This window comes from Lysobacter terrae, from assembly GCF_054782215.1.
In genome coordinates this window covers 97049-119912 of sequence record NZ_BAAGSX010000001.1, presented here as the reverse complement: position 1 = coordinate 119912, position 22864 = coordinate 97049, and the positions used below count along the sequence as shown (strand labels likewise).

17 protein-coding genes are annotated in these 22864 nt (G+C 66.7%); 10 read left to right on the top strand and 7 right to left on the bottom strand.

Translation table 11 applies throughout. The features are described 5' to 3' along the window. Positions 1 to 123: 123 nt before the first annotated feature. The gene (locus ACYVJ8_RS00605; protein WP_460708771.1) at positions 124 to 1020 is read left to right on the top strand and encodes a LysR substrate-binding domain-containing protein; all 897 of its coding nucleotides are present in this window, start codon (positions 124 to 126) and stop codon (positions 1018 to 1020) included. 36 nt (positions 1021 to 1056) lie between these two features. On the opposite strand, the gene ACYVJ8_RS00600 is transcribed toward ACYVJ8_RS00605, so the two are convergent. Continuing rightward, positions 1057 to 1407: a TfoX/Sxy family protein gene (locus ACYVJ8_RS00600; protein WP_460708769.1), complete on the bottom strand. Its 351-nt coding sequence runs from the start codon at positions 1405 to 1407 to the stop codon at positions 1057 to 1059. Beyond that, on the bottom strand, positions 1404 to 2045 hold the full coding sequence (locus ACYVJ8_RS00595; protein ID WP_460708767.1) for a Pr6Pr family membrane protein: 642 nt from the start codon (positions 2043 to 2045) through the stop codon (positions 1404 to 1406). The genes ACYVJ8_RS00600 and ACYVJ8_RS00595 overlap by 4 nt, the downstream gene beginning before the upstream one ends. Before the next feature lie 140 nt (positions 2046 to 2185). On the opposite strand from ACYVJ8_RS00595, the gene ACYVJ8_RS00590 reads away from it, so the two are divergent. Then, positions 2186 to 3130 carry a DMT family transporter gene (locus ACYVJ8_RS00590; RefSeq protein WP_460708765.1) on the top strand — a complete coding sequence of 315 codons (945 nt, stop codon included), beginning with the start codon at positions 2186 to 2188 and terminating at the stop codon, positions 3128 to 3130. 75 nt (positions 3131 to 3205) lie between these two features. On the opposite strand, the gene ACYVJ8_RS00585 is transcribed toward ACYVJ8_RS00590, so the two are convergent. The 4 genes from ACYVJ8_RS00585 to ACYVJ8_RS00570 all read right to left on the bottom strand — a co-directional run bounded on the left by ACYVJ8_RS00585 (position 3206) and on the right by ACYVJ8_RS00570 (position 10102). Continuing rightward, a complete protein-coding gene (locus ACYVJ8_RS00585) occupies positions 3206 to 5758 on the bottom strand; it encodes a TonB-dependent receptor (protein ID WP_460708763.1) in 2553 nt (850 codons plus the stop codon). Positions 5759 to 5857: 99 nt separating this feature from the next. Then, entirely contained in the window at positions 5858 to 7894 is a 2037-nt protein-coding gene (locus tag ACYVJ8_RS00580; protein WP_460708761.1) for a tetratricopeptide repeat-containing sulfotransferase family protein, read from the bottom strand. A 190-nt stretch (positions 7895 to 8084) separates the two neighbouring features. After that, complete coding sequence (gene pcaF, locus ACYVJ8_RS00575) at positions 8085 to 9290, bottom strand: 3-oxoadipyl-CoA thiolase (RefSeq protein WP_460708759.1); 1206 nt, start codon at positions 9288 to 9290, stop codon at positions 8085 to 8087. After that, on the bottom strand, positions 9287 to 10102 hold the full coding sequence (locus ACYVJ8_RS00570) for an IclR family transcriptional regulator domain-containing protein (RefSeq protein WP_460708757.1): 816 nt from the start codon (positions 10100 to 10102) through the stop codon (positions 9287 to 9289). The genes pcaF and ACYVJ8_RS00570 overlap by 4 nt, the downstream gene beginning before the upstream one ends. 220 nt (positions 10103 to 10322) lie before the next feature. Between ACYVJ8_RS00570 and ACYVJ8_RS00565 the strand changes: the two genes are divergently transcribed. The 8 genes from ACYVJ8_RS00565 to ACYVJ8_RS00530 are packed head-to-tail and all read left to right on the top strand — an operon-like array spanning position 10323 to position 22088. Further along, positions 10323 to 11633: an aminotransferase family protein gene (locus ACYVJ8_RS00565; protein ID WP_460708755.1), complete on the top strand. Its 1311-nt coding sequence runs from the start codon at positions 10323 to 10325 to the stop codon at positions 11631 to 11633. 40 nt (positions 11634 to 11673) lie between these two features. Further along, entirely contained in the window at positions 11674 to 13245 is a 1572-nt protein-coding gene (locus ACYVJ8_RS00560; RefSeq protein ID WP_460708753.1) for an aldehyde dehydrogenase family protein, read from the top strand. Between the two features lie 14 nt (positions 13246 to 13259). Continuing rightward, positions 13260 to 14099 (top strand): CoA transferase subunit A, encoded by an 840-nt coding sequence (locus ACYVJ8_RS00555; RefSeq protein WP_460710965.1) that lies wholly within the window; start codon positions 13260 to 13262, stop codon positions 14097 to 14099. Beyond that, on the top strand, positions 14096 to 14926 hold the full coding sequence (locus tag ACYVJ8_RS00550) for a CoA-transferase subunit beta (protein ID WP_460708751.1): 831 nt from the start codon (positions 14096 to 14098) through the stop codon (positions 14924 to 14926). The genes ACYVJ8_RS00555 and ACYVJ8_RS00550 overlap by 4 nt, the downstream gene beginning before the upstream one ends. Continuing rightward, positions 14926 to 16260 (top strand): acetyl ornithine aminotransferase family protein, encoded by a 1335-nt coding sequence (locus ACYVJ8_RS00545; RefSeq protein WP_460708749.1) that lies wholly within the window; start codon positions 14926 to 14928, stop codon positions 16258 to 16260. Before ACYVJ8_RS00550 ends, ACYVJ8_RS00545 begins: the two co-directional genes overlap by 1 nt. 5 nt (positions 16261 to 16265) lie before the next feature. After that, on the top strand, positions 16266 to 18857 hold the full coding sequence (locus tag ACYVJ8_RS00540; protein ID WP_460708747.1) for a CehA/McbA family metallohydrolase: 2592 nt from the start codon (positions 16266 to 16268) through the stop codon (positions 18855 to 18857). A 4-nt stretch (positions 18858 to 18861) separates the two neighbouring features. Then, on the top strand, positions 18862 to 20931 hold the full coding sequence (locus ACYVJ8_RS00535) for a S9 family peptidase (protein WP_460708745.1): 2070 nt from the start codon (positions 18862 to 18864) through the stop codon (positions 20929 to 20931). Continuing rightward, complete coding sequence (locus tag ACYVJ8_RS00530; RefSeq protein ID WP_460708743.1) at positions 20928 to 22088, top strand: DmpA family aminopeptidase; 1161 nt, start codon at positions 20928 to 20930, stop codon at positions 22086 to 22088. The genes ACYVJ8_RS00535 and ACYVJ8_RS00530 overlap by 4 nt, the downstream gene beginning before the upstream one ends. 75 nt (positions 22089 to 22163) lie before the next feature. Here the strand turns inward: ACYVJ8_RS00530 and ACYVJ8_RS00525 are convergent, their stop codons facing one another. Then, entirely contained in the window at positions 22164 to 22676 is a 513-nt protein-coding gene (locus tag ACYVJ8_RS00525) for a hypothetical protein (protein WP_460708741.1), read from the bottom strand. Between the last annotated feature and the right edge of the window lie 188 nt (positions 22677 to 22864).

Sequence of the window (22864 nt, the reverse complement as noted above, 5' to 3'; positions counted from 1 at the left end):
AGAGGGGGAGAGCGCGGCGTCCGCGTTCGCACGGGCCGTCGGCTGTGATCCATTTTGGGCAGACGCCGGAACGGCACAAGCGCATACTTTCGCCGACAGACACAAGCCAGATTTGAGGCTCGCATGGCCCTACGCGCGGACCTGCTCCCGGCACTGGCGGCATTCGAATCCGCCGCCCGCCATCAGAACTTCGCCCACGCGGCGGAGGAGCTGCACCTCACCGCCAGCGCGGTCAGCCACCACGTGCGCAAGCTCGAGGCGCGGCTGGGCGTGAGCCTGTTCCAGCGCCATGCGCGCGGCGTTTCGCTCACCGCCGAAGGGCGCCAGCTCGCCGACGCCGCCGGCAGCGCGATGGCCGACATGGAAAGCGTCGTGCGCAGCCTGCGCATCGCGCGCACCGAGCAGGAGCGCGTGCACATCACCACCCTGCACTCGCTCACCTACACCTGGCTGCAGCCGCGCCTGCCGCAGTTCACGGCGCTGCATCCGCACGTGCGCCTCACCGTGGACACGGAAGTCGCGCTGACCCGCTTCGATGAAGGCGGACCGGACGTGGGCATCCGCCACGGTGCCGGGCATTGGCCCGGCCTGACCTCGATGCATCTGATGGACGACTATCTGTTTCCGGTGGCCTCGCCGACCTTGCCCGGCGTCGAAGCCGTGCGCGATCCGGCCGGCATCACCCGTCTGCCGCTGGTGTCGGATCTCGCGCGCCAGGGTTGGCTCGACTGGCTGCGCGCAGCGGATGTGCACGGCGCTGCGATCGAGGAGCGCTATCGCTTCAGCGACACGACCGCGGCGTTAAATGCCGCGGTCCACGGCCTGGGCGCCGCGCTGGCGCGCGAGAAGATCGTGGCGCCCTATCTTGCGGCCGGCGTGCTTACCCGCCTGCCGGGCCCGGCGCTGAAGGCGCGCTGGGGGTATTACGTCGTCTACCCGGCGCACAAGCGTCTCAAGCCTGCGGCGCGTGCCTTCGTCGACTGGCTGCTGGCACTGCCGCAGGAACGTCCGCCCACCTGAGGCATGCGGGCTGGGCGGACCTAGGCTTATGTGGTGCTAGCGCTTGCGCTTCGCCCGCTTCCCCACCGGCTTGCGCTTCGCCGCTTCGATGGCGCGCATGGCCCAGGGCCGCATCGCCTGCGGCGACTCCAGGGCTTCCTCCGGCAGCGACCAGTAGCTCATTTCGAGGGTCTTGCCTTTGGCCTCATATACCGCCGGTGCGCAGCCGGCCGCCTCGAAGTCTGCGCGCGTCTGCGTGTCGGTCTTGAAGTACGGCGTCTCGTCGAGGATCACGCCGATGATCAGGCCCTCGAAGTAGATCCCGTAGCCGCCGAACATCGCTCTAGCCGAAATCGGGCCCAGCGGCGCGAATAGATCGCGCAGATGCTCGATCAATGCATCGCTCATGTCGTGACCACTCGATTACGGCGAAGGGTAAGCAGGCGATCGACGCCCACCAGCACGCAGCCAACGAGCACGAAGACAGCGAAAACGCCCACGATGTTGCGCGCCACCGTCGCCACGTCGAGCGCGGTGAGATCAAGGAAGGGATACGGGTACTCGTGCGCCCACGCGCCGCGCGCCAGCACCCAGCCCAGATAGGCCAGCGGAAACAGCAGCCAACGCGGCAGATCTCGCCAACGCAGCACGCCATGCGGCACGCACACGACCCACCACGCCAGATACAGCAACGGTACGGCGTAGTGCAGCGCGGTGTCGGCCCACCACTGCGCGCCCTGCGGCTGCCACAGATGCCGCAGCACCAGGAAATAGATGCCCATGGTGACGGTGATGCACATCGCGACCGCGCCGCGGACCAGCGCAGTCGTCAGCAATCCACTCCCGCGTCGCGCCGCAGTCGCCGTGACCAGCAACACCAGCAGGTTGCTCAGGATCGTGAAATAGCTGAAGAAACGCACCGTCGCCAGCACCGGCCCTATGTTGGCCAGGGTGAGTTTGATCAACAGCACGTACTGCAGGATCAGCGCCATCGCGGCTATGGCGGCGACCGAGGCGGCAAAGCGGCGTGAAGCATCCGGTGGCACGGCGTCTCCTTCGGCAGAGCCCGGTCGCGCCATCATCCTGCGCCGGGACGATGAGGTACAGGGGTTCGTGCCCGAAGGTCGTCACCCGCCCGCGACTCTGCAAAACTACCGCCCTCCCCCGCCCCGGATTCGACCCGCAAATGGCGATGACCGACACCCGCAAGGCTTTTCTGCAGATTCATTTCTGCGTGGTGCTGTGGGGCTTCACCGCCATCCTGGGCAAGATGATCTCCCTGCCGGCGCTGCCGCTGGTGTGGTGGCGCCTGCTGATCGTGATCGCCGCGCTCGCGCTGGTTCCGCGCGTCTGGCGGGGACTACGGGCGATGCGGCCGCGGCTGATGCTTGCCTATGCGGGCATCGGCGCGCTCGTCGCGCTGCACTGGTTGACGTTCTATGGTGCGATCAAGCTGTCCAATGCCTCGGTCGGCGCCACGTGCATCGCTCTGGGCACGGTCTTCGTCGCCATGATCGAGCCCTGGCTGACTGGCACGCGCTTCTCCAAGCGCGAACTGGCGCTGGGTGTCCTGGTGCTGCCGGGCGTAGTCCTGGTCGTCGGCGGCGTGCCGCATGGCATGCGCGCCGGCATCGCGGTCGGCGCTTTCTCGGCACTTTTGGTCGCGATCTTCGGCTCGCTCAACAAGCGTCTGGTCGAACACGGCGATCCGCTTACCGTCACCGCTCTGGAACTCGGCGCGGGCGCGATCGTGCTCACCATCCTGGCTCCGTTGATGCCGTTGCTGTTTCCGGCGTTTGCCGGCGACCTGCTGGTCGTGCCAGGCACGCGCGACATCCTGCTCCTGCTCGGCCTGTCGCTGGCCTGCACGCTGCTGCCCTTCAGCCTGTCGCTGGTGGCGCTGCGGCACATGAGCGCGTTCGCGCAGCAGCTCGCGGTGAACCTGGAACCCGTTTACGCCATCGTTCTGGCCGCGCTGCTGCTGGGCGAACAGCGCGAACTGACGGTGCAGTTCTATCTCGGCGTCGCGATCATCCTCGCCGCCGTCTTCATCCATCCGCTGCTGGGGCAACCGCACCGCCTGCAGCCGGAGCTGCTGGGCACCGCCGAAAGCAAGGGCGCTGCGGAATAGCCCGCGCAACGATCGGCGAAAAGAAAAGCGGCAGCCCTTTCGGGCTGCCGCCTAAGCACACGTGTTGCGGAAAAATCAGAACTTCTGCGAGAACTTCACGCCGAACGTGCGCGGCTGGTTGATGGCAGTGTAGATCTGGCCATTCGGATATTCCGGCACGACTCCCTTGGCGCCGCAGAAGCTTTCGGCGCATAGGGTGAACTTGTTCATCTCGGCGACTTCGTCGAACAGGTTGTTGACGTAGAAGTCGAGATTCCAGTTGTCCTTGCCGAAGCCGAACGACAGATCGGCGAGGTTGTAGGCATCGAGCTCGCCCAGGATGTCGTTCTCCACATCACGCAGATCCGTGCGCCGCTTGCCCACATGCGCGCCGGCCAGCTGCCAGTAGGCGTCCATCGATCCCACGTTGAAGGTGTAACGCGCGGTCAGGGTGCCCTTGAACTTCGGCGTCACCGGCAACTGCGTACCCTCGGCCGCTTCCGGAGCCGGACAGTCGGTCACGGGTTTGCCGTTGCTGTCGGTGAAACCGCAGTAGTTCTCCGTCAGCTGGGCGTCGTAGAACGCCGCACCAGCGCCGATGTGCAGGTTGTAGGTCGCGGCCCAGTTGAGGTCCATTTCCAAACCGTCGATGCGCGCCTGGTTGGCGTTCTTGATCTCGGTCAGGCCATTGGCACCCAGGATGGAGAACTGGAAGTCCTTCCACTCCTGACGGAACACCGATCCGTTGAACACCACCCGGTTGTCCATCCAGCTCGTCTTCCAGCCCAGCTCGTAGTTGGTCAGCCAGTCGGTGAGATAAGGCGGCAGCGTGCCGCGGCGGTTGATGCCGCCCGGCCGGTAGCCTTCCGACCAGGTGCCGTAGATCATCTTGGTCGGCGTGATGTTCCAGGTCAGGTTGGCCTTGCCGAGCGTGTCCTTTTCCTTGACGTTCTTGTCGAAGATCTTGCACGGCGCGCCGTTGAAGGTCGGAGCGCCAGCCGGGCAGATGGCTTCGCCGTACGACGACACCCAACCCCAGTCGGCAAAGCCGAAGAAGCCCTTCAGGCTGTTGTCCGCGCGGAAGTGGCGTGCACCGATCGTGCCGGTGAGCTTGTCGGGAATGAAATCGAACGAGAGTTCGCCGAACACCGCCTCGTCGTGGTCCTCACGCTCCTGCTTGGTCAGCCACAGGGTGTCTTCCCAGCCGGTGATGGACTGCTGCGGCGAGAGGCCGTCGATGCGATAGCGCTGCTCGATGTCGTGCTTCTGGGTCTGCCAGAACAATCCGACGACGAAGCGCAGGCGGTCCTCGGACGGCGAGGCCAGGCGCAGTTCATGGCTGTCCTTCTTGTAACGATCCTTGCCCTGGATGTACTGCGACGGGTTGATCAGCGACCCGGTCGCGGTGCAGGTGAACGTATTCGGATCGAAGTCGTCGCAGATGTAGGCACCGTAGCCAGCCAGGGTGTCGTACCAGAACGAGTAATCGTTGTAGTCCGAATCCACATCGACGTCGCGCTTGAGGTGTGCGTAGGCGTAGGTCAGGTCGAAGTTGCCGATCTTGCCTTCGACCGTGAGCGCGGCCTGCCACCAACGATCGTCGGAGCGTTCCGGGTAGAAGTGCGTCACCGCACGCTCACCCACCTGCGGATCGGTGAAGAAGACGCCGTTCTCTTTTTGCTTCTGGGCCATCAGGCCCGGGGTGATGGTCCAGTTGTCGTTGAGGTCGACCTTAAGCGCCATGCGCGCGCCGGTCGTGTCCATGTCGTTGTAGTCGTCTTTGGCGCGGCCGTGGCATTCGAACGACGGGCCCGGCACGCAATCGCGGGCGTTGCTGATGGTGATGCCCGAGGACGGGAAGGTGCGCGTGCCCGCCTTGTTGTCGATGAACCCGGCGTCGTGCTGATGCCAGCCCACAGCGCGCAGCGCCGCGGCTTCGGTCAACGGCACGTTGACGAAGCCTTCGGCCGAGTAGCCCACGCCGCCATGGCTGACGGTATTGGTCTCCACGCTGTATCCGGCTTCGAACCCACTGGGATCCGGCTTGTTGGTAATGATGCGCAGCGCACCGGCCTGGGCGCTGGCGCCGTACAGGGTGCCCTGCGGACCCGACAGCACCTCGACGCGGTTGATGTCGTACATGTGGATGTCGAGCGCGCCCTGGATCGTGGTGACCGGCTGCTCGTCCAGGTAGATGCCCACGCTGGGCAGCGAACCGGAATGGTTGCCGTCGCCGCCGCTGGCCACGCCGCGCATGTAGACCTGGGCGAAGCCCGGGCCGCCGCTGGTGTAGGACACGCTGGGCAGGAACTTCACGTAATCGTCGAAGTCGCTGACGTTGAGTTCTTCAAGCTGCTCGGTGCCCAGCACCTGGATGCTGATCGGCACCTTCTGCAGGTTTTCGGTGCGCTTCTGCGCGGTCACCGTGATCGTTTCGAGCGTCGCGGTGCGTTGCGACGGCGCGGCCGGTGCGGGCTGCGCCTGCTGTGCAGTCGTCTCCGGCGGCTGGTCGGTGGTGGCCGGCGGCTGCGTGGCGTCCTGGGCATAGGCCGCGCCACTCACGGCAAGCCATATGGCCGCGGTCAGCGGCAAGCGGCTGAAGGCGCGATGTGTCCGGTTGGCGCCTGCGGGTTTTCTTGATCGGTACATCGACATCCCTCCCCGTTGTTATGAATTCTCGACTTGCGGCTTCGACTGCGATTCCTTCTTTCGACTGCGATTCTTCTGCGGTGGAACTGCAATGAACTGTCACTGGGTACGAACAACAAACTCTGGTACGGCTGGATAGGCATCGAGCACCGGTCCGAGCGCTTGCTGCAGCGGACCGAGCCAGGGTTCGAAATGGCGCCAGTGGTCGACGCCTTCGCGGTAGATGGGCTTGCGCACCTGCTCCGAGCTGGCCGTGCGCACCGGGCGCTCGTTCTCGAAGAAACGCAGGCACTGCGCCTCGAACGGCAGCCCGCAGTAATCGAGCAGGCGACGGACTTCGCCTTCGGTGTCTTCGACCATGCGTTCGTAGACGACGCGATGGATGCGGCCGGGCAGGACCGCGTCGAAATGCGCCATCAGCTCGACGTAGTCGCGGTAGTAGCGGCCGATGTCGTCCAGGCTGTAGCTGAAGCTCTGGCCGCGCGCGAAGTGCTGCTTGAAACCCGAGAAGCAGCACGCCAGCGGATGCCGCCGCGCATCGATGATGCGCGCGTTGGGCAGCATCAAATGGATCAGGCCGATGTGCATGAAGTTGTTGGGCATCTTGTCGATGAACAACGGCGCATCGGTCTTGCGCTGGATCCGCGTGTGTTCCAGGTACTGCTCGCCCAAGGCGCGCAGGCCGGCCGCGTCCAGCTCGGCGACCGCGTCGTGGTAGGGCATCGCGCTGCCTGCGCCCTGCGCGCGCAGCGAGCGCGTGATCGAAATGATTTCCGGCAGCTCCATCGTGCCTTCGACGGCGCTGTGGCTGGACAGGATCTGCTCCAGCAGCGTGGAGCCCGAGCGCGGCAGGCCGACGATGAAGATGGGATCGCGCGCCGGACTGCCCCAGCCTTCGCGCTGGGCGAAGAACTCGCGCGTGTACTGGCTGCGGATGTGCCGCGCGCGCGAAGAAGTTTCGTCGGCGCTGTAGAGCAGCTGTCCGCGGCGCAGTGCATTGCCGCGCTCGTAATGGCCGAACGAAGCAGCGTATTCGCCCGCATCTTCCTGCGCCTTGCCGAGCGCGAACTCGAGATGCAGGCGATGCTCGTCGGCCAGATCCGTGCGCAGCAGTTGCTGCCGCATGGCGTTCACGTCGTCCTGGGTGAAGCGGAACGTCTTGAGATTGGCCAGGCTCCACCAGGCTTCGCCCAGCGCCGGATCCATCTCGATGCTCTTGCGATACGCGGCGACGGCGCGCTCGGTCTGTCCGGCGGTCTTCAACGCGTGGCCGAAGCTCATCCACACCTTCGGGTTGCGCGGATAGTGGGCGAGCAGCTCGTCGTAGATCTCGATCGCCGGCGCGTAGTCGCCGATGCGGCACAGCACGACGGCCTTGAGATTGCGGTAGCCGGGATTGGCGGGATCGACCGCGAGCAACCGTTCGATTTCCGCCAGAGCCGCTTCGGGCTTGTTGGCCCGGTGCAGCATCAGGGCGTAGTTCTGGCGCGCGGCATGGAAGCCGGGAGAGAGTTCGAGACAGCGCGCGAGGAGGTTCTCTGCGTCCTCGTGGCGTCCCAGCCGCGCCGCGAGTTCGGCGAACATGCGGATCGCCGCGACATCGGTGGGCATCTTGCGCAGATGTTCGCGCAGCAGCTGCTCGGCCTCGGGAATGCGGTTCTCGGACAGCGCGGCGGCGGCCTGCAGCAGGGCCGGATCGCGGATCGAGTGACGGACATGGGCGGCGTAGGCCGCATCGGCGCCGGCGTTGTCGCCGACCGCGGTGAGGTGATCGCCCAGGGCGAGCCAGGCCGTCGGCAGATCCGGCTTCAGCGCCACCGCGCGTCGCAGCGCCACCAGCGCTTCATCGCCGCGGCCCAGGCGGCCCAGGGCGATGCCGAGTTCGAGCTGGGTGCGCGCCGACTTCGGTTGGGCCGCAGCCAAGGACAGCAGGATGTCCGCGGCTTCGCGCGAATTGCCGCGCGCGTTGTGCGCGGTGGCGAGCAGCAGTTGCGCGATCGGATGACCGGGGACGGCGCGGAGGATTTCCGCGGCCTGTTCGCCGGCGAGCGCGGGGTCGACCTCCAGCAGCCGCGATGCGTGCGCCAACGCTCCTTCGAGCGAAGCGGTGGGCTCGGGCTGCGCACTCGTCGACATCAACCACGCCTCCTTGTTTTTGAGCGATCCGGAGCGGCCGGCGTTGCGTCCCCTGATGCGCAGTTGCGCAACGCCGGGCACGGCGATTTGCCGAATCTGTCCCGAAGCATCCCAAATCCGGGGCGGACCCGCCAGCGCCTTTCGCTATGGCCCCTGCGATCGGCGTAGTCGCCGCGGTCCGCCGGGCCGGTCACCCCACCGACTCCAGCGCGAGCGCGACCCCTTGGCCCACGCCCACGCACATGGCCAGCAGCGCGCGTTGGCCTGGCCGTTGCGCGAGTTCATGCATCGCGGTCAATGCCAGGCGTGCACCGCTCGCCCCCAGGGGATGACCCAGCGCGATCGCACCGCCGTGCCGATTCACCTGCGCGGCATCATCGGCCAGCCCGAGCGCGCGCGTCACCGCCAGCACCTGTGCGGCGAAAGCCTCGTTGATCTCGATCGTCGCGAAGTCGTCCAGTCTCGCTTCCAGCCGCGTGAGCAGCCGGGTGATGGCCGGCACGGGACCGATGCCCATCGTCCGCGGCGGCACGCCCGCGGCGGCCATGCCGAGCACGCGCGCACGCGGCCGCAGATGCCAGCGGGCGATGGCCTCCTCGGAGGCGAGCAGGAGCGCGCAGGCGCCGTCGTTCAAGCCCGAGGCGTTGCCCGCGGTGATGCTGGTGCCGGCGCCGAGGAGCGGTTGCAGTGCGGCAAGCTTCGGCAAGGAGGTGTCGGCGCGCGGCTGCTCGTCGGTGTCGAAGTGTCCGGCCCGGCTTGCCACGGCCATGATCTCTACCGCGAAACGGCCCGATGCCACCGCAGCCGCGGCGCGCTGCTGCGAACGCAGCGCGAAGGCATCCTGGTCTTCGCGCGCGATGCCGTGTTCGCGGGCGAGGTTCTCCGCGGTCTGGCTCATCGCATCGACGCCGTACTCCGCCTGCATGCGCGGATTGACGAAGCGCCAGCCCAGCGTGCTGTCCTCCAGTTGCTGCGCGCGGTCGAACGGCGCGAGCGCCTTACCCATCACATAAGGTGCGCGCGACATGCTTTCGACGCCGCCAGCGAGCACGACGTCCGCTTCGCCCGTCGCGATCGCGCGTGCGCCCTGCCCGACCGCTTCCAAACCCGACGCGCACAGGCGATTCACCGTCACCGCCGGCACGCTGACCGGCAATCCCGCCAACAGCACGGCCATGCGTGCGACGTTGCGGTTGTCCTCGCCCGCCTGGTTGGCGCAGCCCAGGATCACCTCGTCGATGGCCTCCGCCGGCAGCGACGCATTGCGCTCCAGCAGTCGCCGCAGCGACAACGCGGCCAGATCGTCCGTGCGGATCTCCGCCAGTGCCCCGCGATAGCGCCCGAACGGCGTGCGTATCCCGTCGCAGAGATACACCGGCCGGGCGGCGCGGTTCATGCCGTGACCGGCGCCAGCCGCGCGGCGGGCAGACAACTCTCGATCGCCGCCGCGGTCTGTTGCAACGGCGGCAGGATGGTATGGATCGCATGCCGCGCCGCGTCGGGGTGATACGGCATGCTCACGTTGATCGCGGTGGCGACGCGGCCTTCGCCGTTGCGGATCGGCACGGCGATGGAGCACAGGCCGAGTTCCAGCTCCTGCTCGACGTAGGCGTAACCCTGGCCGCGCACGTCGTCGACGATGCGGCGCAGGCGTTGCGGATCGGTCACCGTGTGCGGCGTCAGCCGCGCCGGCTGGCAGGCGTCGAGCCAGGTATCGAATTCCGTCGTGGTCAGGCCCGACAGCAACACGCGCCCCATCGCTGCGCAGAACGCCGGCAGCCGCGCGCCGATACCCAAGGTCACGCTCATGACCCGCTGCCCTGGCACGCGCACCACGTAGACGATCGACTGGCCGTCGAGCACGGCCATCGAGCTGCTCTGGTTCACCTGCCGCGCCAGGTCTTCCATCAGCGGCTGCGCCAGGTCGGCGATGTTCAGCGAGCCCAGGTAACCGAAGCCCAGTTCCAGCACGCGCGGGCCCAGCACGTAGGTGCGGCCGACTTCACGCACGTAGCCCAGATGCTGCAGGGTGAGGATCAAGCGGCGTGCCGCGGCGCGCGACAAATCGGCACGGCTGGCAATTTCGCCCAGGGTGAGGCGAAAGTGGTCGCGATCGAAGGCGGTGAGCACCGCCAGGCCACGCGCCATGGATTGCACGTAATCGCGGCTGTCTTCGAAGCGCGCGCTGTCCGCTGTTCTCTTTGCCATGCGTCCGGTCTGCTGCCGTTCCCCAATGTCCGCCCGATCGCCTCGGTCTGCGTCCATGGAAGGACACACCAAAGACGCGATCCGGCGAGTTGACGGCGAGAGTAGGCGTTCATAGCATGGTGCGCAATACGCACATCACGTGCGCTATGCGCACAATTGCACTCGGGAGCGGCCCATGGGGCGATCGGGGGATGCGATCTTGTTGGCGACGGAGATGCCGATGACCGAGCGCCAATCCGTGCTGCACAGCTGGTCGGTCCAGGCCGACTGGAACGCGCCCACCGTCGTCGGCGGGCACGGCGCCTGGCTGCATCTGGCCGACGGCCGCCGCATTCTCGACCTGAGCAGTCTGGCCGAATGCAGCAACCTTGGCCATCAGCACCCGCGCCTGGTCGCTGCGATTCGTGCGCAGGCGGAGCAGCTGTGCTTCGTCACCAATGCCTGGGGCGCACAGCCGCGCGCGGATCTCGCGCAGGCGCTGCTGGATCGCTCGGGCTTCGAAGGCGGCCGTGTCTTCTTCACCCTGGGCGGTGCCGACGCCAACGAGAACGCGGTAAAGATCGCGCGCCAGGCCGCGCGCAAGCCGCGCGGCGCGATCATCGCCCGCGACCGCTCGTATCACGGCGCCACGCATCTGGCGATGGCGCTTTCCGGCGACGCACGCACCCGCGCGCAGCTGGACCCCGCGGCGTTCCGCGTGCATCACGTGCCGCCGCCCTACGCCTACCGCTGTCCATTCAATAGCCGTGATGAGGATGAGTGCGGCAAGCTCGCGGCCGACGCGGTCTCCGATCACATCGATCGTCTCGGCCTGGAGAACGTCGCCGCGGTGATCATGGAACCCAATGCCGGCACCAACGGCGTCGTCCCGCCCGACAGCTACTGGCCGACGCTGCGCCGCCACACCGCCGATCGCGGCGTGTGGCTGATCGCCGACGAAGTGATGAGCGCCTTCGGCCGTTGCGGCGAATGGTTCGCCTGGCAGCGCCATGGCGACGCCGGGCGCCCCGATCTGATGACGCTCGCCAAGGGTTTGACCGGCGCGTCGGTTCCGCTGGGCGCGGTGGTGATCAGCCGCGAAGTCGCCGAGTGCATCGAACACGAGATGCTCTACGCCGGCCTGACCTACTGCGGCCATCCGCTCGCCTGCGCCGCGGGGCTGGCTGCGCTGCAGACCTACGCCGACGAAGGCCTGATCGATCGCTCGCGCGCACTGGGCGCTTCGCTGCATGCGCAACTGCTGCAGCTGCAGCGGCGTCACCCGGTGATCGGCGACGTGCGCGGTGGGCACGGACTGTTCGCCGTGCTCGAACTCGTCGCCAACCCGGTGACCCACGCGCCGCACGTGCCGTGGCCGCAGACGCCGGCGCCGCTCAAGGCCCTGGTGGAGGCGGCCATGGAGGAAGGCGTTTCGCTGGCGACGCGCGGCAACCTGATCCTGCTCGCGCCGCCGCTGGTGATCGAAGAGCGCGAACTGGCCGACGCGCTGGCCTTGCTCGACCGGCTGCTGTCCCGCTTCTTCCCCGAATGATCTTTCCGCGATAACGCTCCGCTACAGAACGAGGCATGCGATGACCTTCCGCCTGACCTACGCGACGATGTTCAACCCGCCTGCGCAGATGCACACGCAGTTCGAGGCGGCGCTGGCGAAACTGGAAGCGACGTTCGGCCAGCGCCATCCCTTGTTCGTCGACGGGGCCGACCGCGAGCCCGCGGCCTGGGCACAGAAACACAGCCCGATCGACACGAGCCTGGTGCTGGGCGAATTCCCGCTTGCCGATGCGAGCGACGTCGACGCCGCCATGCGCGCCGCGCACGCCGCCTACCCCACCTGGCGCGCCCTGCCCGTCGCCGAACGCGCGGCGCTGCTGCGCAAGGCCGGCGACCTGATGCAGCAGCGCGTCTACGAGATCGCCGCCGCGCTCACCCTGGAAGTCGGCAAAAACCGGATGGAGGCGCTGGGCGAAGCGCAGGAGACCGTCGACTTCTTCCACCACTACGCCGACGACTTCGAAAAGCACCAGGGTTTCGACAACCCTCTGCCGAACGATCCGATCGACGGGGTGATCTCGCGCAATCGCAGCGTGATGCGGCCGTACGGCGCCTGGGTGGTGATCGCGCCGTTCAATTTTCCCTTCGCCCTCGCGGGCGGGCCGGTCGCGGCCGCGCTCGTGACCGGCAATACGGTCGCGTTCAAGTCTGCGACCGACACGCCGTGGTCGGGGCGCCTGCTCGCCGAAGTGCTGCGCGATGCGGGCTTCCCCAAGGGCACGTTCAACTATCTGTCGGGGGCCGGCCGCGAAGCGGGCGAAGCGCTGGCCAAGCATCCGCTCACCGCGGGCATCACTTTCACCGGCTCGGTCCCCGTCGGTCGCAACCTGATGCAGCAGATGGCCGGCGGCGCGTATCCGCGCCCCTGCATCGCCGAGATGGGCGGCAAGAATCCCTGCATCGTCACCGAGAATGCCGATCTCGATCGCGCCGCCGCGGGCATCGCGCGCTCGGCCTTCGGCATGGGCGGGCAGAAGTGTTCTGCCCTTTCCCGGCTCTATGTGCACGAGTCCGTCGCCGATGCCCTGATCGAAAAGCTCAACGCGCAGATCGACGCGATCGACATAGGCGACGCACGCCGCCGTGAACACTGGCTGGGCCCGGTGGTCAACGCCTCGGCCTACGCCAATTACGCGCGCTACGTGCTCGACCTCGAAGCCGGCGGCGCCAAGCTAGTGCGGGGCGGCAAGCAGTTGCGCGGCAGCGATGCGGCGGCGCGCGGCTATTACGTCGAACCGGTACTGGCCGAAGCCAGCCTCGAACATCCGCTGTGGAAGCAGGAGATGTTCCTGCCGATCGTGATGCTGCACCGCTATCGCGATCGCGACGAGGCGATGCGCTGGGCCAACGACACCGACATGGGCCTGACCGCCGGCTTCTACGGATCGGGCGACGAAGTCGCGTGGTTCCAGGACAACATCGAAGCCGGCGTTACCTATGCCAACCGCGCGCAGGGCGCGACCACCGGCGCCTGGCCCGGCTATCAGCCTTTCGGCGGCTGGAAAGGCTCGGGCTCGACCGGCAAGGCGATCGCGTCCTTCTACTATCTGCAGCAATACCTGCGCGAACAGTCGCGCACGGTGGTGGAGTAAGACGCGTGACCTTCCTGTCGCTGGCGGAAGCGATCCGAACGCACGTCCCCGACGGCGCCAGCGTCGCGCTGGAAGGTTTCACCCATCTGATTCCCTTCGCCGCGGGCCACGAACTGATCCGCCAGCGCAAACGCGACCTGCACCTGATCCGCCTGACCCCCGACCTCGTCTACGACCAGCTGATCGGCATGGGCTGCGCGCGCAAGCTGACGTTCTCCTGGGGCGGCAATCCCGGGGTGGGTTCCTTGCATCGGCTGCGCGACGCGGTCGAACAGCAATGGCCGCACGCACTGGAACTGGACGAACACAGCCACGCCGGCATGGCCGCCGCGTACTGCGCTGGCGCGGCCAACCTGCCCTTCGGCACCTTGCGCGGCTACATCGGCAACGACCTGCCCGGCGTGAATCCGCGCATCCGCACGGTGACCTGCCCGTTCACCGGTGAAGAACTCGCGGCGGTGCCCGCGCTCCAACCTGATGTGACCATCCTGCATGCGCAACGCGCCGACCGCGAAGGCAACGTCGCCCTGCACGGCATCGTCGGCGCGCAACGCGAAGCCGCGCTCGCCGCGCGCGCCGTGCTGGTGACGGTGGAGGAAATCGTCGATCGCCTGCCGCCGATGATGAATGCCATCGTCCTGCCGCACTGGGTCGTGACCGCGGTGTCGCACTGCCCGGGTGGTGCGTATCCGTCATACGCGCATGGGCATTACCTGCGCGACAACGCTTTCTATCAGCAGTGGGATGCGATCGCGCGCACGCGCGATGGTTTCCTCGACTGGATGCAACGGCACGTACTGCAGACCGCCGACCACAGCGAATTCCTCGCCAGCTTGCAGAGGAAGGCGGCATGACCACACCGGCCACCGCGACGCGCGACGAGTGGATGACCGTGGCCGCCGCGCGGCTGCTGTGGGATCGCTGTGTCTGCTTCGTCGGCATCGGCCTGCCCAGCGAAGCCTGCAATCTCGCCCGCCTTACCCATGCGCCGGACATCGTGCTGGTCTACGAGTCCGGCACGATCGGGACGCGTCCCGATGTGTTGCCGCTGTCGATCGGCGATGGCGAGCTGGCCGACACGGCCGCTTGCGTGGTCCCGCTGCCGGAAATCTTCGCGTACTACCTCCAGGCCGGACGCGTCGACGTCGGCTTCCTGGGCGCGGCCCAGATCGATCGTTACGGAAATATAAATAGCACCGTAATCGGGCCTTACCATATGCCCAAGACGCGGCTGCCGGGTGCCGGCGGCGCTCCCGAGATTGCGGCGCACGCGAAGCAGACCTTCGTGATGCTCAAGGCTTCACCCCGCAGCTGCGTCGAGCAACTGGATTTCCGGACCAGTGCGGGTTTTCTCGTTGGTCACGGCGCGCGAGCGCGCAGTGGAATGCGCGGTACAGGGCCGCGCGCCGTGATCACCGACTTTGGCGTCCTCACGCCGCATCCGCAGAGCGAAGAGCTGCAGCTGAGCGGCTTGTTCGCCGAAGCCAGCGTCGACGAGGCGCGCGCCGCGATCGGCTGGCCGTTGCAAATCGCCGACGACGTGCACGTCCTGCCTCCACCCACGCCACTCGAACTGGACGCCCTGCGCGCCCTGAAGGCGCGCACGCGCGAAGCGCACCAGCGTCCCGTCGAACTGCCGGCGTGGACCTCCATGACCGGCACCGCTACCGAGCTTTCCTGATGGCCACCGTCCTGCGCAGCACCCACATCCGCACCGAACTGCCCGGCCCGAAGGCGCGCGCCATGCTGGCGCGCGACGCGGAGGTGATATCGCCCTCGTATCCGCGCGACTACCCGTTCGTGATGTCGCACGGCCGCGGCACGCAAGTGTGGGATGTGGACGGCAATCGTTTCCTCGACTTCGCCGCCGGCATCGCGGTGTGCAGCACGGGCCACGCGCATCCGCACGTGGTGCAGGCGGTGAAGGACGCCGCGGACAAATTCCTGCACATCTCCAGCGACTACTGGCACGAGGAGATGATTGCGCTCGGCGAGCGCCTGGCGCGTCTTGCGCCCATGGGAGAACCGGCGATGAGCTTCTTCTGCCAGTCCGGCACCGAAGCGGTGGAAGCGGCGCTAAAGCTCGCGCGCTACGTCACTGGCCGCTCGCGCTTCATCGGTTTCCTCGGCGGCTTCCATGGCCGCACGATGGGCTCGCTCGCCTTCACCTCGAGCAAGTACACGCAGCAGAAGGGCTTCTTCGCGACGATGCCCGGCGTCACCCACGTGCCCTATCCGGACCCGTATCGCCCGCTGTTCGCCGGCGCAGATCAGGGCAAGGCGGTGCTCGATTACATCCGCATGCTGTTCGAGCGCAACGTGCCGGCATCGGAAGTCGCGGCGATCCTGGTGGAGCCGATCCAGGGCGAAGGCGGCTACGTCGTGCCGCCCGACGGCTTCCTCGCCGGCCTACGCGCGCTGTGCGACGAGCACGGCATCCTGCTGATCTTCGACGAAGTACAGTCGGGCGTGGGTCGCACCGGACGCATGTTCGCCAGCGAACACTGGGGCGTGCAGCCGGACATCATGACTTTGGCGAAGGGCCTTGGCTCGGGCCTGCCGATCGGCGCGATGGTGGCGAAGAAGCGTTTGCTGCAGCAGTGGAAGCGCGGGGCCCATGGCAACACTTACGGCGGCAATCCGCTGGCCTGCGCGGCGGCCAACGCCACGCTCGATCTGGTCGAAGGCGGTCTGGCCGCGCATGCCGCCGCCATCGGCGAATACTTCATCGAGCGCTTGCGCCAGTTGGCCGCTGACTACCCCTGCATCGGCGAAGTCCGCGGCAAGGGCCTGATGATCGGCGTGGAGTTGATCGAGAACGACGCCGAACGCACGCCCGCGCGCGCACTGAGCGATCGCACCATCACCCGCGCCTTCCACAACGGCCTGCTCCTGCTGCCTTGCGGCGCCAGCACGATCCGCTTCATGACCCCGCTCAACGTGAGTCGTGACGAGATCGACGAGGGCATCGAACTGCTGCGCCTCAGCCTCGACGAAGCGATCGCCGGGGCCTGAACCGGATGCGGAATCGCCGCAGGCAAGCCCTCGCGCTGTATTCCGGCGCTGCGCTCGCGTGCCTGCTGGGCCTGGGAGGTGTCGGCGAACTTCGCGCAGCGGGCCGGGAACCGGTTCTGAAGCAGGTCGATTTGCCGCACAGCTATTACTGGCGCGAACTCTACCTGCCGCAGCTCACCACCGGCCCCTCATCGGCCAGCTTCATGCCCGACGGACAGGCGCTGGTCTACAGCATGGCCGGCTCGCTCTGGCGTCAGCGCATCGACGGTGACGAAGCCATCGAACTGACGCACGCCAAGGCTGCCTACGACTACCAGCCAGATGTGGCCCGCGACGGCCGCAGCGTGGTGTTCACCCGCCACGACGGCCAGGCGATGGAGCTGTGGCGGCTCGACCTGGCCAGCGGTCGCACGCAGGCGCTGACCGCGAACGGCGCGGTCAATGTCGAACCGCGGCTGTCGCCGGATGGAACGCGGATCGCCTGGGTATCGACGCAGGAAGCGGGCGAAACCAAGGCCGGCCATTTCAATCTGTTCATCGCCGATATCGATGCCAAAGGCCTGCGCAACGCGAGGCCGTTGCTGGGCGAACGCAAGAGCACGCTCGACCGCTACTACTACGCGGCCTTCGATCACGCGATCAATCCGTCGTGGTCGCCCGACGGGCAAAGCCTGCTCTACGTCGCCAACACGGAAGTGGCTTGGGGTAGCGGCGACGTCTGGAGCGTGTCGCTGCGCGACCCGTCGCAGCGGCGCAAGATCCTCAGCGAAGAGACCAGTTGGAGCGCACGCCCCGAACTCGCGCCGGACGGCAGGCGCCTGCTCTTCAGCAGCTATCACGGCCGGCAGACGCACCAGCTATGGCTGAGCACGCTGCAGGGAGTGGCGCCGCTGCCGCTCACCTTCGGCGACAGCGAACGCCGCAACGCGCGCTGGTCGCCCGACGGACAGCGCATCGCGTACATCGGAAACGGCGAAGCCAGTGGCAACACGTCCCTGGAAGTGATCGACGTGATCGGCGGCGCGCGCCACGTCATGAATGCGAAGCGGCGACGCACGCTCCAGCCAACGGCACGCATCGAGCTCACCATCACCGATGGTCATGGGCAGCCTACGCCCGCTCGCGTGAGCGTACGCGGCAGCGACGGGCGCGCGTACGCAACCGCGTCGTCGTGGATGCATGCCGACGATGGCTTCGACCGCGACACGCAAGCTACGGAGACGCACTACTTCCATTGCGTCGCCGTATGCGTGGTGGACGTGCCGGCCGGCGCAACCGATATCACCGTGCAACACGGCTTCGCCCATGCGATCTGGCGCCAGAACGTGCAGGCGGTGCCCGGTCGTCCGCAACAGATTCGCGTCGCCCTGCTGCCGCAGACGCTGCCGCCGGAATTCGGCCGCTGGGTCAGCGCCGACCTGCATGTGCATATGAACTACGGCGGGCACTATCGCAACGACCCGCAGCACCTCGCCTGGCAGGCGCGCGCAGAAGATCTCGACGTGGTCGAGAACCTCATCGTCAACAAGGAAGAGCGCATTCCCGACGTCGCCTATTTCGGCGCGGACCACAGTCCCGGCGCGCCGGGCAACATCGCGCATGCGCAGGAATTCCATACCAGCTTCTGGGGACACCTGGGCCTGCTGGGATTGCGCGATCACCTGATCACGCCCGACTTCGCCGCTTACCGCCATACCGCGCTCGCCAGCCCATGGCCACACAACGGCGTGATCGCCGACCTCGCGCACGCGCAGGGAGGGCTGGTCGGCTACGTGCATCCCTTCGATACGGTCCCCGATCCGGCGAAAGACCCCGTGCTCACGCACCAGCTGCCGGCCGACGTGGCGCACGGCAAGGTCGACTATCTGGAAATCGTGGGCTTCGCCGACCACAAGGCGACGGCGGAGGTGTGGTATCGCCTGCTCAACCTCGGCTATCGCCTCGCCGCGGGCGCGGGCACCGATGCGATGGCGAACTACGCTTCGCTGCGCGGGCCGGTCGGCATGAATCGCGTGTTCGTGGATCTGGGCGATGCCAGTGCGGACACGGCGTCCGATGCGGCGAGGATTCTCGCGCCGCTCAAAGCCGGGCACGCCTTCGTGAGCAATGGCCCCTTGCTGGGACTGCTGTTGGGTGGAAGCAAGCCCGGCGACACGTTGGCGATGGCGGGTAAAGGCAAGCAACGCTATCAGGTCGCCTTGCGCTCGCCGGTCGCGGTGGATCATCTGGAACTGGTGCAGAACGGCCACGTGCTCCAGCGCTTCGACCTCTCCGGTGACCGTCGCCGTTTCGATGCGACTGGCGAGCTCGACATCGGCGAAGGCGGCTGGATCCTGCTGCGTGCATGGAACGACGGCGCCGATCCGCAGGTGCTCGACTTGTACCCCTACGCGACGACGAATCCGGTATGGGTCGATCTGCCGGGCGGCGCGCCGCCGGCACACGGCGATGCGACCTACTTCGCCGCCTGGATCGACCGCCTGATAGCGGCCGCCGATGCGCGCGACGATTACAACACCGCGCAGGAGAAGCGCGACACACTCGCCTACCTGCGCGAAGCGCGCGCCATCTTCCAGCGCAAAGCCGAGGAGAAGTAAGGCGATGGCGACCACGGCCAAGCGATGGCTTTGCATCACCGCCCTGCTGCTCGCAACGCCCGCCGGCGCGGCGGAGCCTGTGCGCTTCGGCATCGACGACATGGCGCGCCTCGCCGATGTCGCCGAACCGAATCTTTCGCCCGACGGCACTGCGCTGGTCTATAGCGTCAGCACCGTCAACGCGAAGGAAGACCTCGCCCAGACCGACCTGTGGCGCGTCGGTTACGACGGCGCGCGTCGCCTGCAGCTGACGCACACGCCCAAGCACAGCGAGTCGCGGCCGCAATGGTCGCCCGATGGGCGCTCGATCGCCTTTCTGTCCGATGCGCCCGCACCGCACAAGGCGGAGCCTGGAAAAGAGGGCGATGACGAAGAAGAGACACTCAGCCAGATCTGGCTGATGCCCGCAGGCGGTGGCGCGGCTCGACGCATCACCGCCTTCGCCAGCGGCGTCGAGGACTACGTCTGGGCGCCCGACGGCACGCGCATCGCCGTGATTGTGCGCGACCCGGAGCGTCCCGCCGGCACGCCCAAGCCGAAGAACCCGCCGCCGATCGTCACCGAACGCTATCAGTTCAAGGAAGACGGCACCGGCTATCTCGATGCGCGGCGCACGCACCTGTACGTGGTCGACATCACGAACGGCAAGGCCGAGCAGATCACTTCCGGCGCGCACGACGAACTGCTGCCCGCGTGGTCTCCCGACGGCAAGCACATCGCCTATGTGACCAAGCGCGGTGCCGATCCGGATCGCCATCTCAACTACGACATCTACCTGGTCGAACCGCATGCCGGCGCGGCCGAGCGCCAGCTCACCACGTTCACTGGTTCCGACCTGGATCCGTATTGGGAAACGCGTCCCGCCTGGAGTCCGGACAGCACCCGCATCGCCTATCTGCGCAGCGGCGAGGACAAGTGGATCTACTACACGCCCTGGCAGCTCGCCGTGGTCGATGTCGCCACCGGCCGCGAAACCGTGCCCGCACCGATCGACCGCTGCTTCTACAAGCCGCACTGGTCGGCCGACGGCCAGAGCATCTATGCGCTGGTCGAACAAAGTCGCGTCACCCATCTCGCGCGCATCGATCTGGCGAACGGCGCGGTGACCGAACTCACCCACGGACCGCGCTTCGATTACGACCTCGACGTCGCCCATTCGCGCGGCGCGCCCGATCGCATCGTCGTACTGGGTGAAGGCGATCTACGTCCCTACCGCATCGCGGCGATCGAGGACACGAACCTGCGCGTGCTCGCCGACCACAATGAATTCCTCGCGGGGCGCACGCTCGCGGCCGCCGAGGACATCGCCTTCCGCAGCGCCGACGGCACGCAGCTAGAAGGGCTACTGATCAAGCCCGTCGACTACCGCCCGGGCCAGCGCTATCCAACCATCCTGCGCGTGCACGGCGGCCCGGTGTATCAGTTCAGCCATGAGTTCATGGTCGATTGGCAGGTGTATGCGGCCCACGGCTACGCGGTGCTGGCGGTGAATCCACGCGGCAGTTCCGGTCGCGGTTTCGATTTCGCCAAGGCCATCTACGCCGACTGGGGCCGGCTCGACGTGCAGGACGTGCTGGCGGGCGTCGACTTCGCCGTGACGAGCGGCGTCGCCGATCCGCAACGCCTCGGGATCGGCGGCTGGAGCTATGGCGCCATCCTGACCAACGCGGTGATCGCGCGCGACGCGCGCTTCCAGGCGGCGATCAGCGGCGCGGGCGCGTCCAACATGTACGCGATGTACGGGCACGACCAGTACGTCCGCGAATACACACTCGAACTCGGCGCGCCCTGGAACAACCGCGAGCAGTACGACCGCGCGAGCTGGCCCTTCCTGCACGCGGACCGCATCGCGACGCCGACCCTGTTCCAGTGCGCGCAGGCCGACTTCAACGTGCCCTGCCTCGGCGCCGAGCAGATGTACCAGGCGCTGCGTTCGCGCGACGTGCCGACGCAGCTGGTCCTGTATCCCGGGGAGAACCACCAGCTGACCGTGCCGAGTTACCTGCGCGACCGGATGCAGCGGAACCTGCGCTGGTACGACCGGTTTCTCAAAGCGACGAAGGACGCCCCATGAAGCCGATGCGCAGCGCCGCCCTCTTGTTGCTGTTGTGTGCGAATGCGACGGCGGCCGAACGCGCACGCGATCTGGGCGTGCCGTTCGAGGGCACGCCAGGCCCGCTCGATGCGATCACGGATGTCGCCGGCGTCAGCGTCGGCCAGGTGACGCTGATCGAGGACCAGCCCGACGGACACAAGGTGCGCACCGGCGTCACCGCGATCCTGCCGCGTGGCCGCGACAGTCTGGACAAGTGGGTATTCGGTGGCTGGTTCGCGCTCAACGGCAACGGCGAGATGACCGGCACCGCCTGGCTCGACGAATCCGGCCAGCTCGAAGGCCCGGTGATGCTGACCAATACCCACAGCGTCGGCGTCGTGCGCGACGCGGTGATCGCCGAACGCATCAAGGCCGGCGGCGCCGATGCCAGCGGCTACTGGTGGTCGTTGCCCATCGTCGCCGAGACCTGGGACGGCCACCTCAACGACATCAACGGCTTCCACGTGCGGCCGGAGCATGTCGCGCAGGCCCTACGCGACGCGAAGAGCGGCCCCGTCGCCGAAGGCAACGTCGGCGGCGGCACCGGCATGGTCTGTCACGAATTCAAGTGCGGCATCGGTACGGCCTCGCGCCGCCTGCAACAGGACGGTCGCGACTACATCATCGGCGTGCTGGTGCAGGCGAACTACGGCGTGCGCGACACCCTGCGCATCGCCGGCGTGCCCGTCGGCCAGCACCTGCGCAACGATCGCGTCTACACCGATGCGGCCATCACCGGCGATACCGGATCGATCGTGATCGTAATCGCCACCGACGCGCCACTGCTGCCGCACCAGTTGAAGCGGGTCGCCAAGCGCGCGGGTATGGGCCTGGCACGCATGGGCAGCTACGCCGGCAACGGCTCGGGCGATCTCTTCATCGCCTTCTCCACCGCCAACGCCGACGTCGCCAATGGGCCGGCACTGGGCCAGGCGGAGTTCATCGGCAACGATCATCTCGACGGCCTTTTCCAGACCACCGTGCAAGCGACCGAAGAAGCCATCGTCAACGCCATGATCGCCGCGCGCGACATGCGCGGCGAAGGCGGTCGCTACGCCAAGGCTATCGACCATGCAGCGCTGGTGCGCTTGCTCAAGCGGTATAACCGCTACGTCCCGCACGGCCAGACGCATTGAACCTGATCACGACACGGCCAAGTGCTCTTGAATACCCGTTCCTGAAGCCGAAGAACGCGCCATGAATCTGATGCATCAGGCAATAGCGGCTGAAGTAACTTTGCTCGCTGCCCGCCAATATTCCCACAAGATCCACATACCGCCCAGCAGGGTTCCTAATCCCGTGGCAATGCAATCCAGCCAACCGTTAGGCATTGCCACCTTGTCGGAAGCCACCTGCACATCAATAAGGATTTGCAATCCAAATACCATAGTAAACGCAATCGCTGCCACCCATTTCCGGTAGTTTGGTGCGGTTCCGGCAGCTGTTGCAATGAACACGAACGTGACACAAATTTGGACGACGAAGTTCGCTCCAATACATCTCCAGCCGATTCCGCTGTCAGGTAATTGGAGCGCATGGTCGACCATTACACCTTCAATAGATCTGACTGACGCTGCCAAAAGCAGCGCAGCGGGAAGGATAAGTAACCAGCGAAGAAACGCGGGCCAGTTGCGCATCCACTTGTACCCGTTGTCGATGAAGTCCCGGAATTCTGCTTGCTTCAACGCCGATTTGGCTTGCGCGTCTAGTTTTCCTTTGCTCATTCTGCTCTTCTCCGAAGCGTGCGGTCGATCGCGGCGCTCAGCCGCTAGAGCGAAGCTACAACTGAGAAGTGGACATCAAGTACTGAAAAAGCGAACAGGGGGTTCTCGATACCAAAACAACGTTCAGCCCCTAAGCAATCCGCATGAAGTGTTGTTCCCGCCAGCGTTGACTACCGCTACTGCAGCCA